At 62.5% G+C, this 23,887-nt stretch carries 22 protein-coding genes; 9 read left to right on the forward strand and 13 right to left on the reverse strand.

Going from position 1 to position 23,887, the window contains the following annotated elements:
- Nucleotides 1-366 precede the first annotated feature (366 nt).
- The 4 genes from ilvD to BT116_RS18340 all read right to left on the reverse strand — a co-directional run bounded on the left by ilvD (nucleotide 367) and on the right by BT116_RS18340 (nucleotide 5,744).
- Nucleotides 367-2,208, reverse strand: coding sequence for a dihydroxy-acid dehydratase (gene ilvD, locus BT116_RS18325; protein ID WP_072346167.1), 1,842 nt, complete (start codon nucleotides 2,206-2,208; stop codon nucleotides 367-369).
- Between the two features lie 268 nt (nucleotides 2,209-2,476).
- The gene (locus BT116_RS18330; RefSeq protein ID WP_072346169.1) at nucleotides 2,477-3,682 is read right to left on the reverse strand and encodes an MFS transporter; all 1,206 of its coding nucleotides are present in this window, start codon (nucleotides 3,680-3,682) and stop codon (nucleotides 2,477-2,479) included.
- A 214-nt stretch (nucleotides 3,683-3,896) separates the two neighbouring features.
- Nucleotides 3,897-5,093 carry a class I SAM-dependent rRNA methyltransferase gene (locus tag BT116_RS18335; protein WP_003206543.1) on the reverse strand — a complete coding sequence of 399 codons (1,197 nt, stop codon included), beginning with the start codon at nucleotides 5,091-5,093 and terminating at the stop codon, nucleotides 3,897-3,899.
- A 111-nt stretch (nucleotides 5,094-5,204) separates the two neighbouring features.
- On the reverse strand, nucleotides 5,205-5,744 hold the full coding sequence (locus BT116_RS18340; RefSeq protein WP_063323944.1) for a type 1 glutamine amidotransferase domain-containing protein: 540 nt from the start codon (nucleotides 5,742-5,744) through the stop codon (nucleotides 5,205-5,207).
- Nucleotides 5,745-5,976: 232 nt separating this feature from the next.
- Here BT116_RS18340 and BT116_RS18345 point away from each other — a divergent pair, with 232 nt between their 5' ends.
- The 3 genes from BT116_RS18345 to BT116_RS18355 are packed head-to-tail and all read left to right on the forward strand — an operon-like array spanning nucleotide 5,977 to nucleotide 8,008.
- Complete coding sequence (locus tag BT116_RS18345; RefSeq protein ID WP_170845996.1) at nucleotides 5,977-6,792, forward strand: HDOD domain-containing protein; 816 nt, start codon at nucleotides 5,977-5,979, stop codon at nucleotides 6,790-6,792.
- 30 nt (nucleotides 6,793-6,822) lie between these two features.
- On the forward strand, nucleotides 6,823-7,635 hold the full coding sequence (gene mutM, locus BT116_RS18350) for a bifunctional DNA-formamidopyrimidine glycosylase/DNA-(apurinic or apyrimidinic site) lyase (protein WP_072346173.1): 813 nt from the start codon (nucleotides 6,823-6,825) through the stop codon (nucleotides 7,633-7,635).
- A gap of 52 nt (nucleotides 7,636-7,687) precedes the next feature.
- Nucleotides 7,688-8,008 (forward strand): multidrug transporter, encoded by a 321-nt coding sequence (locus BT116_RS18355; RefSeq protein ID WP_072346175.1) that lies wholly within the window; start codon nucleotides 7,688-7,690, stop codon nucleotides 8,006-8,008.
- A gap of 161 nt (nucleotides 8,009-8,169) precedes the next feature.
- Here BT116_RS18355 and BT116_RS18360 read toward each other — a convergent pair whose 3' ends face one another.
- The 5 genes from BT116_RS18360 to BT116_RS18380 all read right to left on the reverse strand — a co-directional run bounded on the left by BT116_RS18360 (nucleotide 8,170) and on the right by BT116_RS18380 (nucleotide 12,973).
- The gene (locus BT116_RS18360; RefSeq protein ID WP_009683359.1) at nucleotides 8,170-8,421 is read right to left on the reverse strand and encodes a YfhL family 4Fe-4S dicluster ferredoxin; all 252 of its coding nucleotides are present in this window, start codon (nucleotides 8,419-8,421) and stop codon (nucleotides 8,170-8,172) included.
- Nucleotides 8,422-8,558: 137 nt separating this feature from the next.
- Complete coding sequence (gene coaD, locus BT116_RS18365) at nucleotides 8,559-9,038, reverse strand: pantetheine-phosphate adenylyltransferase (RefSeq protein WP_003177462.1); 480 nt, start codon at nucleotides 9,036-9,038, stop codon at nucleotides 8,559-8,561.
- 251 nt (nucleotides 9,039-9,289) lie between these two features.
- Nucleotides 9,290-10,885 (reverse strand): GMC family oxidoreductase, encoded by a 1,596-nt coding sequence (locus BT116_RS18370; protein WP_072346177.1) that lies wholly within the window; start codon nucleotides 10,883-10,885, stop codon nucleotides 9,290-9,292.
- Nucleotides 10,886-10,969: 84 nt separating this feature from the next.
- Entirely contained in the window at nucleotides 10,970-11,515 is a 546-nt protein-coding gene (locus BT116_RS18375) for a twin-arginine translocation pathway signal protein (RefSeq protein ID WP_072346180.1), read from the reverse strand.
- A gap of 27 nt (nucleotides 11,516-11,542) precedes the next feature.
- Nucleotides 11,543-12,973 carry a coniferyl aldehyde dehydrogenase gene (locus tag BT116_RS18380; RefSeq protein ID WP_072346182.1) on the reverse strand — a complete coding sequence of 477 codons (1,431 nt, stop codon included), beginning with the start codon at nucleotides 12,971-12,973 and terminating at the stop codon, nucleotides 11,543-11,545.
- Nucleotides 12,974-13,121: 148 nt separating this feature from the next.
- Between BT116_RS18380 and BT116_RS18385 the strand changes: the two genes are divergently transcribed.
- Nucleotides 13,122-13,793: a TetR/AcrR family transcriptional regulator gene (locus BT116_RS18385; protein ID WP_003206524.1), complete on the forward strand. Its 672-nt coding sequence runs from the start codon at nucleotides 13,122-13,124 to the stop codon at nucleotides 13,791-13,793.
- A 33-nt stretch (nucleotides 13,794-13,826) separates the two neighbouring features.
- Entirely contained in the window at nucleotides 13,827-14,681 is an 855-nt protein-coding gene (locus BT116_RS18390; RefSeq protein ID WP_072346184.1) for a sulfurtransferase, read from the forward strand.
- Between the two features lie 132 nt (nucleotides 14,682-14,813).
- On the opposite strand, the gene BT116_RS18395 is transcribed toward BT116_RS18390, so the two are convergent.
- The 4 genes from BT116_RS18395 to BT116_RS18410 are packed head-to-tail and all read right to left on the reverse strand — an operon-like array spanning nucleotide 14,814 to nucleotide 19,293.
- On the reverse strand, nucleotides 14,814-15,812 hold the full coding sequence (locus tag BT116_RS18395) for a hydrolase (protein WP_072346303.1): 999 nt from the start codon (nucleotides 15,810-15,812) through the stop codon (nucleotides 14,814-14,816).
- A gap of 31 nt (nucleotides 15,813-15,843) precedes the next feature.
- Nucleotides 15,844-16,455, reverse strand: a complete 612-nt coding sequence (gene rsmD, locus BT116_RS18400) for a 16S rRNA (guanine(966)-N(2))-methyltransferase RsmD (protein ID WP_072346186.1) — start codon at nucleotides 16,453-16,455, stop codon at nucleotides 15,844-15,846.
- Complete coding sequence (locus tag BT116_RS18405) at nucleotides 16,455-17,945, reverse strand: M16 family metallopeptidase (protein WP_072346188.1); 1,491 nt, start codon at nucleotides 17,943-17,945, stop codon at nucleotides 16,455-16,457. The genes rsmD and BT116_RS18405 overlap by 1 nt, the downstream gene beginning before the upstream one ends.
- Nucleotides 17,938-19,293, reverse strand: a complete 1,356-nt coding sequence (locus tag BT116_RS18410; protein WP_072346190.1) for a M16 family metallopeptidase — start codon at nucleotides 19,291-19,293, stop codon at nucleotides 17,938-17,940. Before BT116_RS18410 ends, BT116_RS18405 begins: the two co-directional genes overlap by 8 nt.
- 344 nt (nucleotides 19,294-19,637) lie before the next feature.
- Here BT116_RS18410 and ftsY point away from each other — a divergent pair, with 344 nt between their 5' ends.
- From ftsY to rpoH, 4 genes are all read left to right on the forward strand, one after another.
- Entirely contained in the window at nucleotides 19,638-21,062 is a 1,425-nt protein-coding gene (gene ftsY, locus BT116_RS18415) for a signal recognition particle-docking protein FtsY (RefSeq protein ID WP_072346192.1), read from the forward strand.
- Nucleotides 21,059-21,730, forward strand: coding sequence for a cell division ATP-binding protein FtsE (gene ftsE / locus BT116_RS18420; RefSeq protein ID WP_072346194.1), 672 nt, complete (start codon nucleotides 21,059-21,061; stop codon nucleotides 21,728-21,730). The genes ftsY and ftsE overlap by 4 nt, the downstream gene beginning before the upstream one ends.
- A complete protein-coding gene (gene ftsX / locus BT116_RS18425; RefSeq protein WP_072346196.1) occupies nucleotides 21,727-22,749 on the forward strand; it encodes a permease-like cell division protein FtsX in 1,023 nt (340 codons plus the stop codon). The genes ftsE and ftsX overlap by 4 nt, the downstream gene beginning before the upstream one ends.
- Nucleotides 22,750-22,861: 112 nt before the next feature.
- Nucleotides 22,862-23,716, forward strand: coding sequence for an RNA polymerase sigma factor RpoH (gene rpoH / locus BT116_RS18430; protein WP_003177476.1), 855 nt, complete (start codon nucleotides 22,862-22,864; stop codon nucleotides 23,714-23,716).
- Nucleotides 23,717-23,887: the final 171 nt, after the last annotated feature.

Genomic DNA, 23,887 nt, shown 5'->3' on the forward strand with positions numbered 1-23,887 from the left:
CCATGTGCTACCGGCGCCGTGAGGTGACGGGATGGGCGAACAGAAGTCAGCCGAGGCCGTAGTAGTTGCTCGAAGCCGGAGTGACGAAGGGCTGAACCTGCCATGAGTGGACAGTCGGGTGTGATCTCTGTTGGAGCGTAAAGCAGAAACTCCGCGCAGCGGGGGTCGAGACCATCAGGAGGTAGGAGCCGGAAGCTCCGAGGGCCGGTCTGGGCGCTTAGATACCACAGGCGACACATCAACGGAACCAAGCTCGCTGAAGCTGTTTATCAGTAGGCAGGAACCGCCGTATACGGAACCGTACGTACGGTGGTGTGAGAGGACGGCGGCCGTGAGGCCGCCTCCTACTCGATCGACTAACGACGCTTACAGGCCGTCAAGCATCGCCTTGTTACGCACCGCGCCCTTGTCGGCGCTGGTGGCTAGCAGGGCGTAGGCCTTGAGGGCCGTGGTGACTTTGCGCGGACGCACTTCCACCGGCTTCCAGCCCTTGTTGTCCTGTTCGATGCGGCGCCCGGCCAGTTCTTCGTCGCTGATCAACAGGTTGATCGAGCGGTTCGGAATGTCGATCAGGATCTTGTCGCCGTCGCGCACCAGACCGATGGCGCCGCCCGCCGCAGCCTCCGGCGAAGCGTGGCCGATGGACAGGCCCGAGGTGCCGCCGGAGAACCGGCCATCGGTCAGCAAGGCGCAGGCTTTGCCCAGGCCTTTGGACTTCAGGTAGGACGTCGGATAGAGCATTTCCTGCATGCCCGGGCCGCCTTTCGGACCTTCGTAGCGAATGATCACGATGTCGCCGGCCTTCACTTCGTCGGCGAGGATGCCGCGCACCGCGCTGTCCTGGCTTTCGAAAATCTTGGCGTTGCCTTCGAACACATGGATCGACTCGTCGACGCCGGCGGTTTTCACCACGCAGCCGTCCAGGGCGATGTTGCCGTAGAGCACGGCCAGGCCGCCTTCCTTGGAGTACGCGTGCTCGACGCTGCGGATGCAGCCGTTTTCACGGTCGTCGTCCAGGGTTTCCCAGCGGGTCGACTGGCTGAACGCGGTTTGCGTCGGAATGCCCGCCGGGCCGGCCTTGAAGAAGTGATGCACGGCCTCGTCGGTGGTCTGGGTGATGTCCCACTTGGCGATGGCTTCGGCCATGCTCTTGCTGTGCACGGTCGGCAGGTCGGTGTGCAACAGGCCGCCACGGGCCAGGGAGCCGAGGATGCTGAAGATCCCGCCGGCACGGTGCACGTCTTCCATGTGGTACTTCTGGATGTTCGGCGCGACCTTGCACAGTTGCGGCACGTGACGGGACAGGCGGTCGATGTCGCGCAGGTCGAAATCGATCTCGGCTTCCTGGGCAGCGGCCAGCAAGTGCAGGATGGTGTTGGTGGAACCGCCCATGGCGATGTCCAGGGTCATGGCGTTTTCGAACGCCTTGAAGTTGGCGATGTTGCGTGGCAACACCGACTCGTCGTTCTCACCGTAGTAGCGCTTGCACAGCTCGACGATGGTGCGGCCGGCCTGCAGGAACAGCTGTTCGCGATCGCTGTGGGTGGCCAGGGTCGAACCGTTGCCCGGCAGGGCCAGGCCCAAGGCTTCGGTGAGGCAGTTCATCGAGTTGGCGGTGAACATGCCGGAGCACGAACCGCAGGTCGGGCAGGCGCTGCGCTCGTACTCGGCAACCTTCTCGTCAGAGGCGCTGGAGTCGGCGGCGATGACCATGGCGTCCACCAGGTCCAGGCCGTGGCTGGCGAGCTTGGTCTTGCCGGCTTCCATCGGGCCGCCGGAAACGAAGATCACCGGGATGTTCAAGCGCAGGGCGGCCATGAGCATGCCTGGGGTGATCTTGTCGCAGTTGGAAATGCACACGATGGCGTCGGCGCAGTGGGCGTTGACCATGTATTCGACGGAGTCGGCGATGATCTCGCGGCTCGGCAGCGAATAGAGCATGCCGTCGTGGCCCATGGCGATGCCGTCATCCACGGCGATGGTGTTGAACTCTTTCGCAACGCCGCCGACGCGTTCGATTTCCCGGGCAACCAGTTGGCCGAGGTCCTTGAGGTGAACGTGGCCCGGTACGAACTGGGTGAAGGAGTTGGCAATGGCGATGATCGGCTTCTTGAAGTCGTCATCCTTCATCCCCGTGGCGCGCCACAGTGCACGGGCGCCGGCCATGTTGCGGCCATGGGTGGATGTTTTCGAGCGGTAATCAGGCATGGAGCACTCCGGGCGGCTAATCAGGTACTTATCAGGTATCAATGGGGAAGTGAGCTTCTGTTGACGTCTGGAACACCCGGGTTTGGTCGTGTGTCCGGAAGTGGCCGATGACTTTGCAGGATCGCTGCGTGCCTCAGCATGAGCTCATAAACCCGCCGGGGATGAATGGCGATGAATGTCGCGATTCTACACCGCTGGCGCCAGGATGAAATGACGCAAAGCGCTGATCGGGCGCCAATGTCGTGCACGGGATGACGACTGGCAGGGTTCAGCCGGCCAACAGCCCCCCGTCACGCTGTCGGACCAGGGCATTGAGCGCCAGCCCCAGCAGGCTGAGCAGGACCAGGCACAGGGCCAGGGTCAGCTGCAAGTCCAGCGGGGTGAGGCTGATCGCGGCACTGGTCAGCCCGCCAACGATGAAGATCAGCACACTGCCGGCGGAGGCGGATGTGCCGGCCCGCCCGGGAAATCTGTTCATGGCTTGGGTGTGGGCGGCTGCGCGGGCAATGGTCGTTCCGGTGGTGCACACGATCATGGGCAGTAACAGGGTGGTGACTGACAGGCCCAGTTGATTGGCAAGCCCCAGCATCAACAGGCCTGCGGTGAGAATCAGGGCCAGCCCCGTGATGATTTGCGTCTGTGGATCGATTCGATTGCTCAGCACGGACGCTACCGCGCCCCCGCCGATGTAAGCCAGCCCATAGCCCAGCAGCGCCAGGGAAAAAGCCTCGGGGGAGAGGCGTAACTGGTCGATCAGGACCAGCGGCGAAATGACGATGAACGAAAAGTGGCAGGAAAAAGCCAGCGCCGAGGTTAACCAATAGGCCATGAAGCTGAAGTCGCCGCAGACCTTTCGATAGGATGCGATGAAATCCAGGCGCCTGGGTTGGCTGTCCGCCACAGGGCGTTGAAGTAAACGACAGGCGCTGATGAATGCACCGATTGCCAGGGCAATGAACACCAGGAAGCTGCCTCGCCAGCCCATCCAGCTTTGCAGCCCGGTGCCGGCCAGGGGCGAAACGGAAATGAAGATCCCCCCGCAGGTGACCAGAAAGATCCGCAGGCGCTGCTGTTCCCGACCGGTGAACAGGTCTTGGATCAGCGCTTGGGACAGTACGAAGCAACCGCATCCCAAGGCCTGGACGACACGCAAGAACAAAAAGGCGCCGTAACCGTCGGCGAGCACGCAACCGGCGGCTCCCACGGCGGAAACGGCGATCCCGATAAGCAACAGGTTTTTTCGTCCCATGACGTCGGAAAGCGGGCCGACCAGCAGTTGGGAAAGGGCAATCCCCACCGCGAACAGGCTGACAGACAAGGCAATGTCCGCCGATGAGCGTTCGAAATGCTCGGACAGGGCGGGGAAGGAGGGCAGCACGACATCGATGGGAAAGACGCCGAGCAGTGTCAGTGTCAGCAACAAGCCGACGGTGGCCGGTTTGCGGGCAGCCAGGCGATTTTGCGGATCAGTCATTGACGAGGTCCAAGGCGTACCTGAAGGGCGCTTTCAATCCTAATGCGTCATGCTCGCCGGGCGCGGGGAGATTGAGTAGGAAGGCTCTGGTAATTGCGTGGGAGTTCTCCTGCGGACTTATTCAGGCGTGCAAAAAAAATCGCAGCCGAGGCCGCGATCAGAATGCGATTCGAGTGCGCGGGGCACAGCGCTACGGCACTGGCCCCGCCCGGCCTCAGCTGTTGGGCAACAACCGGCAGGTGATGCTCTTGATGTAGCGGGTCTCGGCAATGGCCGGGTGTACCGGGTGGTCTGGCCCCTGGCCGCCGCGTTCGAGCAGTTGGATGTTGCGGTCCAGATGGCGGGCGCTGGTCAGCAGGATGTTTTGCAGGTCGTCTTCGGGCAGGTGCATCGAGCACGACGCACTGACCAGGATGCCGTCCTTGCTGAGCAGGCGCATGGCTTGTTCGTTGAGGCGGCGATAGGCGCCTTCACCGTTCTTCAGGTCTTTCTTGCGCTTGATGAAAGCGGGTGGGTCGGCCACGATCACGTCGAAACGTTCTTCGCTGGCCTTGAGCTCCTTCAGGGCTTCGAACACGTCGCCTTCGATGCAGGTCAGTTTCTCGGCGAAGCCATTGAGCGCGGCATTGCGCTCGACACCGTCGAGGGCGAAGGCCGAGGCGTCGACACAGAACACTTCACTGGCACCGAACGCTGCCGCTTGCACGCCCCAGCCGCCGATGTAGCTGAACAGGTCCAGGACGCGCTTGCCCTTGGCGTACGGGGCCAGGCGTGCGCGGTTCATGCGGTGATCGTAGAACCAGCCGGTTTTCTGGCCTTCCATGACCGGCGCTTCGAACTTCACGCCGTTCTCTTCCAGGGCGACCCACTCCGGCACCAGGCCGAACACGGTCTCGACGTAGCGGTTCAGGCCTTCGGCGTCACGGGCCGCGGAGTCATTCTTGAACAGGATGCCGCTGGGCTTGAGCACCTGGGTCAGGGCGGCGATCACGTCGTCCTTGTGAGCTTCCATGGTGGCAGAGGCGATCTGCACCACCAGGATGTCGCCGAAACGGTCGACCACCAGGCCTGGCAACAGGTCGGAATCACCGTAGACCAGGCGATAGAACGGTTTGTCGAACAGCCGCTCGCGCAGGGACAACGCCACGTTGAGGCGGTGCACCAGCAGGGATTTGTCCAGCGGCAGCTTCACGTCGCGGGACAGCAGCCGAGCGCAGATCAGGTTGTTGGGGCTCATCGCAACGATGCCCAGCGGTTTGCCGCCGGCGGCTTCGAGGATGGCCTGGTCGCCGGCCTTGAAGCCGTGCAGCGGGGTGGCGGCTACATCGATTTCGTTGCTGTAGACCCACAGGTGGCCGGCGCGCAGGCGACGGTCGGCGTTGGCTTTGAGGCGCAGGCTAGGCAGGGACATGACGTCGCTCCGGAAAAAAGAGCGGGAGTATACCGTGTTGCAACCGTGGCGGGGCTGGTGGTGGACATGTGGTGAGGAAGCGGGCTTCCTCACCACGGTATCGGGCAGGTTTCAGGCGGACAACGCGCTGATCAACTCGCGGTTGAACGCCGGAATGTCATCGGGCTGACGGCTGCTGATCAACGTGCCGTCCTTGACCACTTCCTTATCGACCCAGTTCGCGCCGGCGTTGACCAGGTCATCCTTGAGGGTCTTGTAGCTGGTCATGGTCTTGCCCTTGACCAGCCCGCTCGACACCAGCAACCAGCCGCCATGGCAAATCACCGCAATGGGCTTGCCCGCCGCCTCGAAGCCCTTGACCAGTTTCTGGGCATCGGTGTCGATGCGGATGGTGTCGGAGTTCTGCACGCCACCGGGCAGCACCACGGCGTCGTACTGTTCGACATTGGCCGCCTTGAAGGTCAGGTCGATCCGAAAGTCGTCGGCCGGCTGGTCATGGTTCCAGCCTTTGACCTGGCCTTCGCGGGCCGAAACGATGTCAACTTTGACGCCGGCCTGTTCCAGCGCCTGTTGGGGGCCGGTCAGTTCGGCCTGTTCAAAACCGTCGGTCACGAGGATGGCGACACGTTTGTTGTTCAGGGAGCCAGGCATGAAAAATCTCCTCAAGCTGAGTGGCTGGGTTGCCGACTCAAGCCTTATGCAGGCTTGGCTGTCGGCCCTGTAAGGTCCGAAGCCAATGCCTGAAGGAAAGTTCCGCCGATCTACCCGGCGGTGTATCGGATCCATCTTTAAGGGTTAGAATCCCCGCCTGACACCGGAGTGTGTACTCATGTCCAAAGAACTTTCCGCCGAACAGATCCAACAGTCCTTGCAAGGCATCAGCGTGCCGCCCCAGCCGCAGATCATGGTGGATCTGCAGATGGAGCAGTACATGCCCGATCCGGACCTGGAGACCATCGCCAAGCTGATCTCCCACGATCCGGGTCTTTCCGGGGCCTTGCTCAAGATCGTCAACTCGCCGTATTACGGCCTGCGCAACAAGATCACCTCGATCCAGCGAGCGGTGAATCTGCTGGGCAGCCGTTCGATCATCAACCTGATCAATGCGCAGTCGATCAAGGGCGAGCTGCACGACGACGCCATCGTGACCCTGAACCGCTTCTGGGATACCGCCCAGGATGTGGCGATGACTTGCCTGACCCTGGCCAAGCGCGTCGGCCTGGAGAACGGTGACGAAGCCTATGCGCTGGGGTTGTTCCACGATTGCGGGGTGCCGTTGATGCTCAAGCAGTTCCCCAGCTACATGGGCGTGCTGGAAGAGGCCTACGCCAATGCCAGCGCCGAGTGCCGGGTAGTGGACACCGAGAATCGTGAGTTCAACACCAACCATGCGGTGGTCGGTTACTACACTTCCAAATCCTGGCGCCTGCCGGATCACGTCAGCCAGGCCATCGCCAACCACCACAATGCCCTGGCGATTTTCAGCGACGAGTCTTCACGCAATAACAGCCAGTTGAAGAATCTGCTGGCGATCCTGAAGATGTCCGAGAACATTTGTGCGTCCCACCGGGTGCTCGGCAATCAGGCCGAAGACCACGAGTGGGATTGCGTCGGGAGCCTTGTGCTCGATTACATCGGGTTGTCGGAATACGACTTCCAGACCCAGAAACAGGAAATTCGCGACCTCGCCACTCGTTGAGTGCGGGGCTTCGCCTGATTCGAGAGCCTCATGCCAGAACTGCCGGAAGTCGAAACCACCCGTCGCGGAATCGCGCCCCATCTTGAAGGCCAGCGGGTCAGCCGCGTGGTGGTCCGCGACCGCCGCCTGCGCTGGCCGATCCCGGAAGATCTCGACGTGCGCCTTTCGGGCCAGCGCATCGTGCAGGTGGAGCGGCGGGCCAAGTACCTGTTGATCAATGCCGAGGTCGGCACGTTGATCAGCCACCTGGGCATGTCCGGCAACCTGCGCTTGGTGGAAGTCGGCATGCCGGCCGCCAAGCACGAGCACGTGGACATCGAGCTGGAATCCGGCCTGGCCTTGCGCTACACCGACCCTCGCCGCTTTGGCGCGATGCTCTGGAGCCTCGACCCGTTCAATCACGAGTTGTTGATTCGTCTTGGTCCCGAGCCGTTGACCGAGCTGTTCGATGGCGAACGATTGTTCCAGCTCTCGCGGGGGCGGTCCATGGCGGTCAAGCCGTTCATCATGGACAACGCGGTGGTGGTGGGGGTGGGCAATATCTACGCGACCGAGGCCCTGTTCGCCGCCGGCATCGACCCGCGCCGGGCCGCCGGAGGCATTTCCCGGGCGCGTTACCTGAAGCTGGCGATCGAGATCAAGCGCATCCTCGCCCATGCCATTGAGCGCGGTGGCACCACGCTGCGGGACTTTATCGGCGGGGATGGCCAACCCGGCTATTTCCAGCAGGAGCTGTTCGTCTACGGTCGGGGCGGGGAGTTGTGCAAGGTCTGCGGCACGGGGTTGCGGGAAATCCGCCTGGGCCAGCGCGCCAGCGTCTGGTGTCCACGCTGTCAGAGCTGATTTGTCCTACGGTCTATAGTCAGTAGTATTGATTTAGCCGAAGGATCGCCCGATGAAACTGCTTCGACCTGTCGTTTTAGCGCTGCTGCTGAGTGTCGGTTTGCCTGCCCTGGCAAGCGAAGGCAGCGGCGATCCGCGCTACACCATCCAGAACCCGCCGGCCTTCGCCATGCTCGGCGACCTGCTGATTGCTCGTCCGCTGCTGCTCGCCGCCACGGTGATTGGCGCCGGGGCATTCGTGGTGTCGTTGCCCTTTACTGCGCTGGGCGGCGGGGTCGGCGATGCGGGCAAGGCGCTGGTGGTGGACCCGGCGAAGGCCACGTTTGTGCGGTGCCTGGGGTGTATTGGGGAGGGGTTTGAGCGGCAGGAGTGAGGCTGGCAACTGAATCTTGGTGCTGCTGATGGCCCCTTCGCGAGCAAGCCCGCTCCCACAAGGGATTTGCTTAAGATACACATGCTGTGGACATAGCCGATCTCTGTGGGAGCGGGCTTGCTCGCGAAGAGGCCCGCACAAACGCTACAGAGGCTTCTGGCTCAAGCTTTGCCAGTAATCCTGCGATATTTCGCCATCAACTGTTCTTCAGTTTCCGGATGAGCCTCGTCCAGGGGGATGCAATCCACCGGGCAGACCTGTTGGCACTGGGGTTCGTCGTAATGGCCGACACACTGCGTGCACAAGTTCGGGTCGATGACGTAGATTTCTTCGCCTTGGGAAATGGCCTCGTTCGGGCATTCGGGTTCGCAGACGTCGCAATTGATGCAGTCGTCGGTGATGATCAGGGACATGCGGGCTCCTGCCGGGGCGTTGGGCCCGGGCATATGAAAAACGTATGGGCGCAATTGTGCCGCATTGGCGAGCGCAGTGCACGCGGGCGCGATGGACTGCACTGGGCCGGGCTGCGAAGCGGGTCGCAGCCCGCGGGTTATTTCTTGAAGCGCAGGGTTAGCGCATCGGCCACGGCCGGGTGGACGAACTTGGTGATATCACCGCCCAACGCCGCGATTTCCCGGACCAGGGTCGAGGAAATGAAGGAATAACGCTCCGACGGCGTCAGGAACAGGCTCTCGACGTCCGGTGCCAGTTGGCGGTTCATGTTGGCCAGTTGGAACTCGTACTCGAAGTCCGAGACCGCCCGCAGGCCGCGCAGGAACACATTGGCGTTCTTTTCCTTGGCAAAGTGCGCCAAAAGCGTCGAGAAGCCGACCACTTCCACGTTGGGCAGGTGCTTGGTGACCTCGCGGGCCAGTTCCACGCGTTGCTCCAGTGGGAACAGCGGGTTTTTCTTCGGGCTGGCGGCGACGGCAATGATCACGTGGTCGAACAGGCGCGCGGCGCGTTCGACCAGATCGCCATGGCCCTTGGTAATAGGGTCGAAGGTACCTGGGTACAACACTCGGTTCATCGCGTCGTCCTGGCGGGAGTCCGTTGGGGAGTCGGATGGTATCGCAGCCTTCTCGGTCGGCCAAGTCGGCTGTTGCGTAAGAAAGCACTATAGACGGTGCGAATAATCCGGATATTCAGATGTTCGGTAAGCCCGTGGCGAGGGAGCTTGCTCCCGTTTGAGCGCGAAGCGCTCACAAAATGGGTCTGCTGCGCAGCCCAGCGGGAGCAAGCTCCCTCGCCACGGGTTCGTTGTTTTTTTCAATAAATGGTTCATGGGTTTTTCAGGCGTTCGGCCAGGGCCGTCGCTAATTGCGCGGTCAGCCCATACACCGATAATTGCGGGTTGGCGCCGATGCTGGTGGGGAACAGCGAGCCGTCATGGATCGACAGGTTGCCCAGTTGGTGATGGCGGCCAAGGCTGTCGGTGACAGCGGTTTTCGGGTCTTCCCCCATGGCGCAACCGCCCATCACGTGGGCGCTGCCCAGGCGTGTGCGGTACAAAGCCAGGTCGAGTCCGTCGATCAGTGTGCGGGCTTCGGCCAGGGTCTTAACGTAGCGGGCATCGCTGTGCAAGGGCATGACCGCCTTGGCGCCGCCGGCAAACTGGATCTCGGCCATGCTGTGGAAGGCCCGGCGCAAGCCATCCCAGGCATACGGCGTAACGGGATAATCGAGCACGGGCGTGCCGTCGCTGCGCAATTCGACGCTGCCGCCGGGGCTGTCCGGATGAAAGCCGTCGCGCAACAGTGCCAACATGGCGTGGGTATGGGGCAGTCGGGACATGTGCAAGGCGTTCTCGGGACCGAACCCGCCCAATAGCGTCGCGGCCAGGGCCGGGTGCAAGGGCGGGACTTCAAGCTTGTAGGACATTTTGCCGGTGGTGCCGTCCTGCCATTGGAAATGATCCGAATAAATCGATTGCGGCGCGCCGTAGAATGGGTTGATGACCTCGTCGAACTGCCCGGCGGACATGTTCACCAGATGCAGGAAGGTGCGTTTGCCCAGGCGTCGATGTGGATCCGGCGCATCGGAGCGCAGCAGCAGGCCTGGGCTGTTGATGCCGCCGCCCGCCAACACATAGTGCCGCGCCTTGACGGTGATGCGCCGCCCTGTCGGTGCCACGCAACGCTCGTCCATGGCTTGGCACTCGAGGCCGATGACGGCATCGTTTTTGAGCGTCAGACGCTCGGCCCGCGCCAGGTACAGCAGCGCGCCGCCCTTGTCCAGCGTGGCCGGGATGGTGGTGACCAGCATCGACTGCTTGGCGTTGGTCGGGCAGCCCATGCCGCAATAGCCCAGGTTCCAGCAGCCGCGTACGTTGCGCGGGATAACGTGCCAGGCGTAGCCCAATTGTTCACAACCTTTGCGGATCACGTCGTTGTTGGCATTGGGCGGAATCAGCCACGGCGCCACGCCCAGGCGTTGTTCCATCTGCGTAAACCAGGGCGCCATTTCAGCGCGGCCGTGGCCTTTTACGTTGTGCTCGGCAGCCCAGTGGTCGAGGGTCTGGTCAGGCGTGCGGAAGCTGGAGGTCCAATTGATCAGCGTCGTGCCACCGACGGCCCGGCCCTGGAGAATGGTGATGGCGCCGTCCTTGCTCATGCGCCCCAGGCCTTCCTGATACAGGCTGCTGTAGGCCTGGTCTTCGAGCAGCGTGAAGTCATGACTGGTCTTGAGCGGACCTTCCTCGATCAGCAACACGCGGTAGCCGGCGGCGCTGAGGATTTCGGCCGTGGTGCCGCCGCCAGCACCGCTGCCGACGATGGCCACGTCCGCTTCCAGGGTCAGGTCCTGGGTCAGTTGCGCACCGTTGTAGGTGGTCCAGCCACGGGCCAGGCCTTCGCGGAAGGGATCGGGTACGGGCATGTGCAGGGTTCTCTTATTATTATGGATGGACGATGAAGAACCCTGTGGGAGTGGGCTTGCTCCCACAGGAGTTGGGCCTGGCTTTCAAATCTTGGGCGGTCCTGGATACCCGCAGTGCGCCCAGGCTTCGGATTGGGTGTACCAGGCCATCATCACCAGTTGCAGCAACGAGCTATGGCCTTGACGCAGCAGATCCAGCGAACTGTTTTCCCACCGCCCGAGGAACTGGTGGATGTCATCGGCACTGGCGTTTTCCCACGAGCCCCAGACCCCGGTCAGCGGCCCGCGGGTAATCCCCAGCGTGAGCACGTCGAACAGTTGGCGCGTGAGTTTGAGCATGGTGGGGGACAGGTGGGCCAGGCTGCTGTCCAGGCTTCGCAGGGTCGCGTCAGTGGCGGTGCTAATCTGTCCGGCGGCCACTGCGCCGTCCAGCATCACGGGGATGACGCTGCGTAAAAATGGCAGGTCGCTGTCGCGCAGGGCCGCCAGGCCGTTGCTCGGTTGGCTGGGCGAGCAACCGCTCAGGCTGGCGCCCAGGCCGACGGTGGCCAGGAAGGCGCTGGCGCCGAGGCTGAACGTCAGCAGGCCGCGCCGTGACAGTGCGGGTGTATCGGTGAGGCTTGGGTTCATTATTGTTATTACCCGGGAAGAGACGTGTCAGCGGACAAACAGCTTCTGGATCAGTTTCTGCAAAGGCTTGCCGTAGGGCGGATAAATCAGCTTCGCGGCGTTGAATCGCTGTTTGGTCAGCACGCCCTTGGCCTTGCTGAAGGTCAGGAAACCCTCATGCCCGTGGTAATGCCCCATTCCCGAGGGCCCGATGCCGCCGAACGGCAAGTCGTCCTGGGCGACGTGCAGCAGCGTGTCGTTCAGGCAGACACCGCCGGAATGGGTTTCATGGAGTACACGGTTCTGTTCGGCCTTGTTGTAGCCAAAGTAGTAGAGCGCCAGTGGGCGGGGGCGCTGATTGATGTAGGCGAACGCCTGGTCCAGATTGTCATAGGGCACGATGGGCAGCAGCGGGCCGAAGATCTCGTCCTGCATGACGGTCATCTCGTCGCTGACATTGAGCAGCAGGCTGTGGGCCATGCGGCGGTCCTGGCCCTGGTCGAACAGTTCGATCAGCAGCGCGCCCTTGCTGGTGGCGTCGCTGATGTAGCCGTTGAGTCGCGCCAGCTGTCGTTCGTTGATGATTGCGGTGTAGTCCGGGTTGTTCGCCAGGGTTGGATAAAACCCGCGTACCGCTTCGCGATAGGCCTCAACGAACTCGCCGACGCGATTCTGCGGTACCAACACGTAGTCCGGGGCGACACAGGTTTGCCCGGCATTCAGGGTTTTGCCGAAGGCAATGCGTTCGGCGGCATCCTTGATGGGGACATCGACCGACACGATGGCCGGCGATTTCCCACCCAGCTCCAGAGTGACCGGGGTCAGGTTTTCGGCAGCGGCCCGCATGACATGCTTGCCGATGCTGGTGGCGCCGGTGAACAGCAGGTGATCGAAGGGCAGCTTGGAAAACGCCATGCCGATTTCCGCTTCGCCAAGCACCACGCAGACCAGGTCCTGGGGGAAGACCCGGGCCAGCAATTGCTTGAGCAGCAAGCCGGTCGCCGGTGTCGATTCGCTGAGCTTGAGCATCACCCGGTTGCCCGCGGCCAATGCCCCTACCAGCGGCCCGATGGCCAGGAACAGTGGGTAGTTCCATGGCACGATGACGCCGACCACGCCCAACGGCTGATAGATCACTTTGGCCGATGCCGGTTGAAAGGCCATGCCCACCTTGCGCCGGGAGGGTTTCATCCAACCCTGGAGATGTCGGCTGGCGTAATGGATACCGTGCAGGCTCGGCATCAGCTCGGCCAGCAGTGTTTCGTCGGCGCTGCGGTGGCTGAAATCCTGGCTGATGGCGTCGATCACGGCTTGTCGTTCGTTGCTCAATACCTCGCGCAGTGCCTTGAGCCATTGTCGGCGCTGTTCGGCCGGTGGCATTGGATGGGCGGCGTAGGCCTGGCGCTGGGCCTCGAAGAGCGACCGCAGCTCGTCCAGTTGTTGTTGAGACTCGTGCAGGTAGGCAACGTCGGCAGGCATCGTCGGGCACCGGATATTATTAGAGTGGGTGTTTTCTAGAGCTTATACTCTAAAAAGTCAATGGCATCCGTAACGGCGATGGGTTTTTCCTGTGACCGATAGGTCGTAAGATGCCGATCAATGCCTTCGTCGAATTAAAGCCCAAACCATGGCCCCACGAATGAAAACCAGCGAGCGCATCGTGCAAAACAGCCTCGAGCTGTTCAACCAGCAGGGCGAGCGTAGCGTCAGCACCAACCACATTGCCGCCCACATGGACATGTCCCCAGGCAACCTCTATTACCACTTCCCCAACAAGCAGGCGATCATCGCCGTGCTGTTCAGTGAATACGAGAACTTGGTGGACAGCTTCTTGCGCCCGCCCCAGGGCCGTGCGGCCACGGTGGAGGACAAGCGCTTCTATTTGCAGGAGCTGCTGGCGGCCATGTGGCGCTACCGTTTTCTGCACCGGGACCTGGAACATCTGCTTGACAGCGATCCGGACCTGGCGGCGCGCTATCGACGGTTTTCCCAGCGCAGCCTGATCCACGGCACCGCTATTTATGAAGGCTTCGTTGCCGCCGGCATCCTGAAGATGGACCGGGTGCAGATCGAGTCCCTGACCCTCAATGCCTGGATCATCCTCACGTCCTGGGTGCGGTTCCTGTGCACCACGCGGGAAAACTTCAGCCACCTGAGCGAGCAGGCCATCAAGCGTGGCGTGTATCAGGTACTGGTGTTGGAGGCCGGTTTCGTGACCGATCAGGCCCGCGAAGAGGTGGATGCACTGTTCAAAGAGTATTACGTCCCCCTGGCCCAGACCCTGGAGGAAGGGCAGTAGGACCGACCCCCGACTTAGCCACAGGAGTTCACCATGCCCATTGCGCAACTCATCAGCCCTCAAGCCCTCGAAGAGCGGCGATCACAGCCGGGGCTGGTCATCCTCGATTGCCGTTTTGCCCTGGAAGACCCGGATTATGGCCAGCGCAGTTATGCCGAGGGCCACATCGCCGGTGCGTCGTTCGCAGACCTTGAACGCGACCTGAGCGGGGCGGTGACCAAAGGCGTGACCGGGCGTCATCCGCTGCCGGAGCCGGGGGCCTTGATCGAGCGCCTCAAGGCCTGGGGAATCGATAACGACAGTGATGTCGTGCTGTACGACGACGGTCCCGGCGCCTATGCCGCGCGGGCCTGGTGGTTGCTGGCCTGGCTGGGCAAGCGCGATGGCGTGTACATCCTCGACGGTGGGCTCAAAGCCTGGCATGCCGCCGGCTTGCCCTTGAGCCTGGATCCGCCGCAGAACAGTCGCGGGAACTTCAGCGGGGCACCGGACGCGAGCTTGGTGCTCAGCGCCCAAGCGCTGCAACAACGCCTTGGCCAACCGGACATGACCCTGCTGGATGCCCGGGCGTTGCCGCGTTTCAAAGGTGAAGTCGAGCCCATTGACCCGATAGCCGGGCATATCCCGGGCGCCCAGTGCGCGGCGTTTACCGATAACCTGGGCGCCGATGGGCGCTTCCTGCCGGCCGACCAGCTCAAGCAGCGCTTCGCCGAAAAACTGGGCGAGCGCTCGCCCACCGATCTGGTGGCCTATTGCGGCTCCGGCGTGACGGCGTGTCATAACCTGTTTGCCTTGTGCCTGGCCGGGTATCCCTTGGGGCGGTTGTACGCGGGCTCGTGGAGCGAGTGGATCAATGATCCCCAGCGGGGCGTGGCGAAGGGCGAGTGATGTGATTGGCCAGGGCGCTTTTGTGTGGCGAGGGAGCTTGTTCCCGCTGGGCTGCGAAGCGGCCCCCCTCAGGTGAGTGCTGCGCACTCAAGCGGGAGCAAGCTCCCTCGCCACAGAAAACCAAGCCACGGTTCAGTCTCGGCCCAGATGGGCCAGCCATGTCGGAATCCGCCGCTCCAGATAATACCCCGGGTGCCGCAGGGTTCCGTCGACAAACCCCACATGCCCGCCCCGGGCGTGCAGTTCAATCCGGGTCGAGGCGGATAATTCGTCCGGTTCTGGCAGGCTGTGAGGGAACACAAAAGGATCGTCGGCGGCCTGGATGACCAGGGTGGGCGTGCAGATGCCCGCCATGAAATAACGGCTGGAGGCACGGCGGTAGTAATCCGCGGCATCGGAGAACCCGTGCAGTGGCGCCGTCACCCGGCCGTCAAAGTCCCAGAAGGTGCGCATGTTTTCCAACGGGCCAAGCGCCGCCAGGGTCGCCAGGCCTTCGTGGCGTCCGTCGTGCTGGAACTGACGTTGCTTGTTGCGCACATAGGCCACGAGCTGGCGCATGAAATGCGCCTGGTAGAACCTGGAGAATCCTTGGCCGATGCGATCGGCGCACTGGTCGAGGCGAAACGGCACCGAGACCGCCACCGCCCCTTGCAACTGGCTGTCGCGGCCGGTTTCCCCCAGATGCTTGAGCAGTACATTGCCGCCCAGTGAATAACCCACCGCAAACAGCGGTGCCAGGGGGCGTCGGGCGCGCAAATGGGTGATGGCGGCGGCGAGGTCTTCGCTGACGCCCGAGTGGTAGCTGCGGGGCAGCAGGTTCGGCTCACCCGAGCAGCCACGCCAGTTCAAGGCCGCACTGGCCCAACCCTGGCGACCGAGAGCCTGTTGCAGTCCGGCCACGTAAGGTGAGTTGGAAGAGCCGGTCAGCCCGTGAAGCACCAGCACCAGTGGTGCCTCGGCGCTGTGGGGGCCGTGCCAGTCAAGGTCGAGGAAATCACCGTCTTCCAGCCACAGGCGCTCGCGTTGGCGCTCGATGTGTGTGGTCTTGCGCCATAGCGGGCCCCACAAAGTCTGCAGGTGTGGGTTGCCAAGGCCCGGGGCGGGGACGAAACGCTCAGATGCGGCGGACATCATTATTGTTCTCGATGCACTGGTCAGCCGTTCAGTCAATGTCCTTTGCCAAACGCTGCCACAACGCGTAATACACCCGTCCGGATTTCTGCTCGCGATGCAAGCGCCAATTGCCCGGCAAGCCCAAGGTGGACGGGGCGGTCTCGCTTTCAGTGTAGACCCAGGCATCCTCGGCCAACCACTGACGTTCCTCGAGCAAGGTGCAGACCGTCGGCAACAGGTTTTGGTTGAAAGGTGGGTCGAGGAACACCAGGTCGAAAGGCGTTGCCGGTTGGCTGTCCAGGTAGCGCAGGGCGTCGGCGGTCTGCACCTGGCCGACGGTGCAGCGCAGGGTGCCCAAATGTTCTTTCAGGCTGGAGACAGCCAGGTTGCTGGCGTCCAGCGCCTGGCCCATGGCGGCGCCACGGGACAGGGCCTCGAGAAACAGCGCGCCGCTGCCGGCGAACGGGTCGAGCACCCGGGCACCCGCCACGTAGGGTGCGAGCCAGTTGAACAGGGTTTCGCGCACGCGGTCCGGGGTGGGGCGCAGGCCCGGGGCATCCGGGAAGCTCAAGCGCCGGCTGCGCCATTCGCCACCGATGATGCGCAACTGGTTCACACCGTTATGCACGGGTTTCTTGCTGGAAATCGATGGGCGGGCCATTAGTGCTCCGGAACTCCGAGCGGCTGCTCGGCAGGTTTGTCAGTGGGGGGCGGCAGCGGCTTTTGCGGCACGCTCGGGCCGGCGGTGACGATGACCATTTTGTCGGTGTTCAGGTGCTTGTTCAGTGCGGCCTTGACCTGATCGACCGTCAGTTCCTGGGACTGACGCATGAAGTCCTCCAGGTAGCTCAGCGGCAAGTCATAGAAGCCCATGGCGCCAAGCTGGCCGACGATATCGGAGTTGCTGGCAGTGGACAGCGGGAAACTGCCGGCCAGCTCGCGCTTGGCGTCATCCAGCTCCTTCTGGGTCGGGCCATTGGCGAGGTAATCGGCGAAAACCTCTTGCACCAGCTTCAGCGTGCCTTCACTCATCTCGGCGCGGGTCTGCAGGTTGATCATGAACGGGCCCCGGGCCTGCATCGGCGTAAAGCCGGAATACACGCCGTAGGTCAGGCCACGTTTTTCCCGCACCTCGGTCATCAGTCGGGTACCGAAACCACCGCCGCCAAGAATCTGGTTACCCAGGGAGACGGCGGCAAAGTCCGGGTCGTCCCGGTCGATGCCCAGTTGCGCGAGCATCAGGTTGGTCTGCTTGGATGGGAACTCGATGTGCTGGACGCTTGCTTTCGGCTCCACCGGCGCCGGGGTTTTCGCCAGGGCCGGGCCCTTGGGCAACGCAGCGGACACCTGGCTGGCGACCGCTTCGGCCTCGGCGCGGGACAAATCCCCCACCAGCGCGATCACCGCGTTGCCGGCGGTGTAGGCCTTGGCGTGGAATGCCCGGGCCTGGGCCAGGGTGATCGCTGGGATGCTTTGCGCGGTGCCGTCGCTGGAATGGGCGTAGGGGTGATCGCCATACAGGCGCTTCATCAGTTCCAGGCCCGCCAGTTTGCCGGGGTTCTGTTTCTGGTACTCGAAACCGGCGAGCATCTGGTTCTTGATGCGGGCGAAGGAGTCGGCAGGAAAGGTCGGTTTGCCGACGACTTCGGCGAACAGCTTCAACGCCGGCTCACGCTTGTCGGCTGCGCTGAGGCTGCGCAGGGACGCCACGGCCATGTCGCGGTAGGCGCCGTTGCCGAAGTCTGCACCGAGGCTTTCGAAACCTTGGGCAATGGCGCTGACGTCCTTGCCGGCCACGCCTTCGTTGAGCATGGCATTGGTCAGCAGCGCGAGGCCAGGGGCGTCGCCGTCCTGGCTGCTGCCGGCGGCGAAGGTCAGGCGCAGGTCGAACATTGGCAATTCGCGGGCTTCGACGAACAGCACCTTGGCGCCGTCGGCGGTTTTCCAGGTTTGCACGTCGAGCTGGCGGTGGCTGGGGGCTTTACCGTCCAGTTCCGCCAACGATTGCAGCTTGTTGCCGGACTTGGCGTTATCCAATGCCTGGCTGGCGGTGACGTCGGTGGTCGGCGACAGATAGAACGCCAGGGAGCCGGCCAGGACGATGAGCGCCAGGCCGATCAATACCGGGCGCCGTGATTTGCGCTCACTCATGAGCTTTCTCCTCGGGCAGGACATGCGCAACGCTCAGGCGCGAGCGGGTGAAATACAGCTGGGCTGCCTTCTGGATATCTTGCGGAGTCACGCTTTGTAGTTCAGCGAGTTCGGTGTCCATCAGCTTCCAGGACAAACCGACGGTCTCCAGCTGGCCGATGGCGGTGGCCTGGCTGGTGATCGAGTCGCGCTCATACACCAGGCCAGCGATGACCTGGGCGCGCACGCGTTCCAGCTCTTCGGCAGTCGGCGCGGTGGTCTTTAGTTGATCGAGCAAGCGCCAAAGCCCTGCCTCGGCCTGGGCCATGGTTTTGTTTTTCTGGGTATTGGGCGCCGCCGACAAGGTGAACAGCGAATCCCCACGGGTGTAGGCGTCGTAGTTCGACGAGCCGCCGGACACCAGTTCTTCGCCGCGCTCCAACTGGGTCGGGATCCGACCGCTGTAACCGCCGTCCAGCAAGGCGGAGATCAGTCGCAGGGCATTGACCGAACGCTTGTCGGTCGCCGTGGCGATACTCGGGACGTTGAAGGCCAGCATCAGGCTCGGCAGTTGGGTCTGTACATGGAGGGTGATCTGGCGTTCGCCGGGTTCGGCCAGCTCCAGGGGAATCTTCGCGGTCGGCACGTCACGCCGGGCCACCGGACCGAAATAGCGCTGGGCCAGGGCCTTGACCTCATCCGGCGTCACATCGCCGACCACCACCAGGGTCGCATTGTTCGGGGCGTACCAGGATTCGTACCAGTGGCGCAGTTCGCCGACGGTCATCCGGTCCAGGTCGGCCATCCAGCCAATGGTCGGCGTGTGGTAGCCGCTGGCCGGGTAAGCCATGGCCTTGAAGCGCTCGTAGGCCTTGGACATGGGCTTGTCGTCGGTGCGCATGCGGCGCTCTTCCTTGATCACTTCGATCTCGCGGCTGAACTCCTCCGGCGGCAGGCGCAGGCTGGCCATGCGGTCTGCTTCCAGTTCGAAGGCCACGCCCAGGCGGTCGCGGGCCAGTACCTGGTAATAGGCGGTGAAGTCATCGCTGGTGAAGGCGTTCTCTTCGGCACCGAGGTCGCGCAGGATCAGCGACGCTTCGCCGGGCCCGACTTTTTCGCTGCCCTTGAACATCATGTGCTCAAGGGCGTGGGACAAACCGGTCTGGCCTGGCGTTTCGTAGCTGGAGCCAACCTTGTACCAGACCTGGGAGACCACCACCGGCGCACGATGGTCTTCGCGCACGACGACTTTCAGGCCGTTGTCGAGGGTAAATTCGTGGGTGGGTTGTGGGTCGGCAGCCAAGGCTGAAAAGGGCAGACAAACTGTGCTGAGCAGCAGGCCTGCGGCGCGGCGGGCAAGAGCATTCATTCGTGTTTAAACCTGTTGGGTTGCCTGCTTGGCCTTAGCCTCAGCAGGCGAGGAGGTGCTAGGATACTGATCCGTTTTACTGGCGGCCACGCCTATCGGGCCTTTTATCGGCCCGGGGTTGTCTGGGTTCCCCGGAGAAATGTCGGGTTTACTCGTTGATCCCGGCGTTTTCGCCGATGATGCCGTACCAGTCCTTCGAAAAAATCGACTTTGTGGTGTCCTTGGGACGCCTCGACAAAATGTTGCGCGTGAACAAGCTGGATGAAACGCAGTCTGTTCAGCATTGAATATTTATCACCGAGGCGCCCTTGTGGCGCGTCGCTACTGTGAGATAGCCGTCCTCCATGTTTGGTTCCAACGACGACAAGAAGACCCCAGCTGCGGCTGGCGAGAAAAAAGGCCTGTTCGGATGGCTGCGCAAGAAGTCGCAGGAAACCATCGTCGAACAGCCACAACCGCTGCCTGAATCCGCCGCCGAGGCAGTGGCCGAAGAAACCACGCCCATCGTCCTGCCGATTGCCGAGCCGGTGCTGCAACCGGTCGAGCCTGAGACCGTTGTCGAGCCGGTGGCCGAGCAGCCGCTGACCCCGCCCGCCGAGCAAACCCCCTGGCTGACCTTGCCGGTGGCGGAAGAGCCGGTCGCGCTGGTCGAGGAAGCGGCGCCGCATGTCACCCCGCCGATTCCAGCGCCGACGCAGGTTGTCGAGGCGCCAGTCATCGACGCTGTCGTTGAGCCGCCGGTCGCCGTCGTTGCGCCCGTGGTTGCGCAAGCCGCACCCGAGTCGGCACCTGCGCTGTTGGAAACCGTCGAGCCCGTCCGTAGCGCCGAGGAAAACAAGGTTGGCTTCTTCGCCCGCCTCAAGCAGGGCTTGTCCAAGACCAGCGCCAGCATCGGCGAAGGCATGGCCAGCCTGTTCCTGGGCAAGAAAGTCATTGATGACGAATTACTGGAAGACATCGAGACCCGCCTGCTGACCGCCGACGTCGGTGTAGAGGCCACCTCGGTGATCATCCAGAGCCTGACCCAGAAGGTCGCGCGCAAGCAGCTGACCGACGCCGATGCACTGTACAAATCCCTGCAGGGCGAGCTGACCAGCCTGCTCAAGCCGGTGGAAAAACCGCTGGTGATCGCCTCGCAGAACAAGCCGTTCGTGATCCTGGTCGTCGGTGTCAACGGTGCTGGCAAGACCACTACCATCGGCAAGCTGGCCAAGAAGCTGCAGCTCGAAGGCAAGAAAGTCATGCTGGCCGCCGGCGACACCTTCCGCGCCGCCGCCGTCGAACAGCTGCAAGTGTGGGGCGAGCGCAACAAGATTCCGGTGATCGCCCAGCACACCGGCGCCGACTCCGCGTCGGTGATCTTCGACGCCGTTCAGGCCGCCAAGGCCCGTGGCATCGATGTGCTGATCGCCGACACGGCCGGTCGCCTGCACACCAAAGACAACCTGATGGAAGAATTGAAGAAGGTGCGCCGGGTGATCGGCAAGCTCGACGCCGACGCACCCCACGAGGTGCTGCTGGTGCTGGACGCCGGCACCGGACAGAACGCCATCAACCAGGCCAAGCAATTCAACCAGACCGTCGAACTGACCGGGCTGGCCCTGACCAAACTCGACGGCACCGCCAAGGGCGGGGTGATTTTCGCCCTGGCCAAGCAGTTCGGCCTGCCCATTCGCTATATCGGCGTGGGTGAAGGCATCGACGACTTGCGCACCTTTGAAGCCGAGCCCTTTGTCCAGGCACTGTTTGCCGAACGGGAGCATTCATGATTCGTTTCGAACAGGTCCGTAAACGCTATCCGAACGGTCACGTCGGCTTGCATGAGCTGAGCTTTCGGGTGCGTCGGGGCGAGTTTCTGTTTGTCACCGGCCATTCTGGCGCCGGTAAAAGTACCTTGCTGCGCCTGCTGCTGGCGATGGAGCGGCCCTCCACCGGCAAACTGCTGCTGGCCGGCCAGGACCTGAGCACCATCAGCAACGCCCAGATCCCCTACCTGCGGCGGCAGATCGGCGTGGTGTTTCAGAATCACCAGTTGCTGTTCGATCGCACGGTGTTCAACAACGTGGCGTTGCCGTTGCAGATCCTGGGCCTGTCCAAGGCCGAGATCATCAAGCGTGTGGACTCGGCCCTGGAGCGTGTGGCCCTGTCGGACAAGACCGACTTGTACCCGGGCGACCTGTCCACGGGTCAGCAACAGCGCGTCGGCATCGCCCGTGCCATCGTCCATCGCCCGGCCTTGCTGCTGGCGGACGAGCCCACCGGTAACCTCGACCCGCGCCTGGCGGCGGAGATCATGGGCGTGTTCGAAGACATCAACCGCCTGGGCACCAGTGTGCTGATTGCCAGTCACGACCTGGCGTTGATCGCGCGTATGCGTCACCGCATGCTCACGTTGCAGCGTGGACGCCTGATTGGTGACGGGGAGGCTGGCGTATGAGTGCTACTCGCAGCCCGAAAGTGGCCGAACGCGTGGCCCCGAAGGCCTCCGATCCGCAGCCGCAAAAGAAAAAACGCGACGATGATGACGGTCCGGACTTCGCCACGCTGCTGCGCGCCTGGATCGAAAGCCATCGCGCCAGCCTGCTGGACAGCCTGAGGCGCCTGGGCAAGCAGCCCATCGGCAGCTTCTTTACCTGCATGGTGATGGCGGTTGCCCTGAGTCTGCCCATGGGGCTGTCATTATTGCTAAACAATGTCGAGCGCCTGGGTGGTTCCTGGCAGCGCGCGGCGCAGATTTCCCTGTACCTGCAGATGGACGCGAGCCCCGGTGAAGGCCAGGCGCTGCGCGAGCAGATCAAGGCCATGCCGGGCGTGGCCGATGCCGAATACATCGGGCGCGAACAGGCGCTCGAGGAGTTCCAGCAGCAGTCCGGCCTGGGCGAAGCCCTCAAGGAACTGCCGGAGAATCCGCTACCGGGCGTGGTGCTGGTGACGCCGAATGAGGTCGACAAGCCGACCCTTGAAGCATTAAGACAAAGACTTTCCGAGTTGCCGAAGGTACAACAGGCGCAACTTGATCTAGTCTGGGTCGAGCGTCTTGCGGCGATCCTCAAGCTCGGCGACCGGTTTGTCTTCGGTCTGACGGTGCTGCTGGTTTCTGCATTACTTTTGGTGATAGGCAATACCATTCGTCTTCATATTGAAAACCGCCGCACCGAGATAGAAGTGATTAAACTCGTCGGCGGTACGGACAGTTATGTACGCAGGCCCTTCCTTTATATGGGGGCGCTGTATGGCTTCGGTGCCGGGATTCTGTCCTGGGGCGTATTGGCGTTCGGCCTGGACTGGCTGAACGATGCGGTAACGGGGCTGGCCGGTTTGTACGGCAGTGATTTCTCGCTGGCCGGCGTGCCAGTCGCCGACGGTCTGTCGCTCTTGCTTGGCGCGGTGCTGTTGGGTTATATCGGTGCATGGATTGCGGTCGCACGCCACTTGCGTGAGCTTGCGCCAAAATAGGTTTTTTTGCGCGTATTGACCTTTCGGTTTTTGTGGGAACTTGTCCTACGGTTCCCGGTCAATTTTCGCAGTGCTGAACTGCACGAGTTATGTGAGTCGGAGGTTTTTTCGTATGACCACTTCTTTGCAACCTGCTTATGCTCTGGTCCCGGGTGCGAACCTGGAGGCCTATGTGCACACGGTGAACAGCATCCCCTTGCTGACCCCCGAGCAGGAGCGTGAACTGGCCGAGAGTCTCTATTATGAGCAGGATCTTGAGGCGGCTCGGCAGATGGTGCTCGCCCACCTGCGTTTTGTCGTACATATCGCCCGCAGCTATTCCGGCTACGGGCTGGCCCAGGCCGACCTGATCCAGGAAGGCAATGTCGGCCTGATGAAGGCGGTCAAGCGCTTCAACCCGGAAATGGGCGTGCGCCTGGTGTCGTTTGCCGTGCACTGGATCAAGGCGGAAATCCACGAGTTCATCCTGCGCAATTGGCGCATCGTGAAAGTCGCGACCACCAAGGCCCAGCGCAAACTGTTCTTCAACCTGCGCAGCCAGAAGAAGCGCCTGGCCTGGCTGAACAACGAAGAAGTCCACCGCGTGGCTGAAAGCCTGGGCGTCGAACCCCGGGAAGTGCGCGAGATGGAAAGCCGCCTGACCGGTCATGACATGGCTTTCGACCCGGCCGCCGAAGCGGACGACGACAGCGCTTTCCAATCGCCGGCCAACTACCTGGAAGACCACCGGTACGACCCGGCGCGTCAACTGGAAGACGCCGACTGGAGCGACAACTCCAACACCAACCTGCACGAAGCCCTGGAAGTGTTGGACGAGCGCAGCCGCGACATCCTCTACCAGCGCTGGCTGGCCGAGGAAAAAGCCACGCTGCACGACCTGGCGCAGAAGTACAACGTGTCGGCCGAGCGGATTCGTCAGCTTGAGAAGAGCGCGATGAACAAGCTCAAGGTGTCGATTGCGGCTTGACCTGCGGACCTGCGGCAATGGCCTTAAAAAACGCCCCGATCAGCGATGATCGGGGCGTTTTTGTTTGTGTGATCGTTCCCACGCGTGGGAATGCCTCCACGGACGCTCTGCGTTCGGCTCTTGAGGGGACGCGGAGCGTCCCAGGCTGCATTCCCACGCGGAGCGTGGGGA

The sequence above is a fragment of the Pseudomonas sp. NFACC16-2 genome (genome assembly GCF_900119205.1).
GTDB lineage: Bacteria > Pseudomonadota > Gammaproteobacteria > Pseudomonadales > Pseudomonadaceae > Aquipseudomonas > Aquipseudomonas fluorescens_Q.

What these genes read in the sequence shown, in the direction of transcription:
- BT116_RS18330 (WP_072346169.1), bottom strand. Translation starts at nt 3,682, where the DNA reads ATGACTGATCCGCAAAATCGCCTGGCTGCCCGCAAACCGGCCACCGTC.
- BT116_RS18370 (WP_072346177.1), bottom strand. Translation starts at nt 10,885, where the DNA reads ATGCCCGTACCCGATCCCTTCCGCGAAGGCCTGGCCCGTGGCTGGACC.
- BT116_RS18405 (WP_072346188.1), bottom strand. Translation starts at nt 17,945, where the DNA reads ATGAGTGAGCGCAAATCACGGCGCCCGGTATTGATCGGCCTGGCGCTC.
- ftsX (WP_072346196.1), top strand. Translation starts at nt 21,727, where the DNA reads ATGAGTGCTACTCGCAGCCCGAAAGTGGCCGAACGCGTGGCCCCGAAG.
- BT116_RS18410 (WP_072346190.1), bottom strand. Translation starts at nt 19,293, where the DNA reads ATGAATGCTCTTGCCCGCCGCGCCGCAGGCCTGCTGCTCAGCACAGTT.
- BT116_RS18395 (WP_072346303.1), bottom strand. Translation starts at nt 15,812, where the DNA reads ATGTCCGCCGCATCTGAGCGTTTCGTCCCCGCCCCGGGCCTTGGCAAC.
- BT116_RS18335 (WP_003206543.1), bottom strand. Translation starts at nt 5,093, where the DNA reads ATGTCCCTGCCTAGCCTGCGCCTCAAAGCCAACGCCGACCGTCGCCTG.
- coaD (WP_003177462.1), bottom strand. Translation starts at nt 9,038, where the DNA reads ATGAACCGAGTGTTGTACCCAGGTACCTTCGACCCTATTACCAAGGGC.
- BT116_RS18360 (WP_009683359.1), bottom strand. Translation starts at nt 8,421, where the DNA reads ATGTCCCTGATCATCACCGACGACTGCATCAATTGCGACGTCTGCGAA.
- BT116_RS18355 (WP_072346175.1), top strand. Translation starts at nt 7,688, where the DNA reads ATGAAACTGCTTCGACCTGTCGTTTTAGCGCTGCTGCTGAGTGTCGGT.
- BT116_RS18375 (WP_072346180.1), bottom strand. Translation starts at nt 11,515, where the DNA reads ATGAACCCAAGCCTCACCGATACACCCGCACTGTCACGGCGCGGCCTG.
- BT116_RS18340 (WP_063323944.1), bottom strand. Translation starts at nt 5,744, where the DNA reads ATGCCTGGCTCCCTGAACAACAAACGTGTCGCCATCCTCGTGACCGAC.
- BT116_RS18385 (WP_003206524.1), top strand. Translation starts at nt 13,122, where the DNA reads ATGGCCCCACGAATGAAAACCAGCGAGCGCATCGTGCAAAACAGCCTC.
- ftsE (WP_072346194.1), top strand. Translation starts at nt 21,059, where the DNA reads ATGATTCGTTTCGAACAGGTCCGTAAACGCTATCCGAACGGTCACGTC.
- rpoH (WP_003177476.1), top strand. Translation starts at nt 22,862, where the DNA reads ATGACCACTTCTTTGCAACCTGCTTATGCTCTGGTCCCGGGTGCGAAC.
- ftsY (WP_072346192.1), top strand. Translation starts at nt 19,638, where the DNA reads ATGTTTGGTTCCAACGACGACAAGAAGACCCCAGCTGCGGCTGGCGAG.
- BT116_RS18390 (WP_072346184.1), top strand. Translation starts at nt 13,827, where the DNA reads ATGCCCATTGCGCAACTCATCAGCCCTCAAGCCCTCGAAGAGCGGCGA.
- BT116_RS18380 (WP_072346182.1), bottom strand. Translation starts at nt 12,973, where the DNA reads ATGCCTGCCGACGTTGCCTACCTGCACGAGTCTCAACAACAACTGGAC.
- ilvD (WP_072346167.1), bottom strand. Translation starts at nt 2,208, where the DNA reads ATGCCTGATTACCGCTCGAAAACATCCACCCATGGCCGCAACATGGCC.
- rsmD (WP_072346186.1), bottom strand. Translation starts at nt 16,455, where the DNA reads ATGGCCCGCCCATCGATTTCCAGCAAGAAACCCGTGCATAACGGTGTG.
- mutM (WP_072346173.1), top strand. Translation starts at nt 6,823, where the DNA reads ATGCCAGAACTGCCGGAAGTCGAAACCACCCGTCGCGGAATCGCGCCC.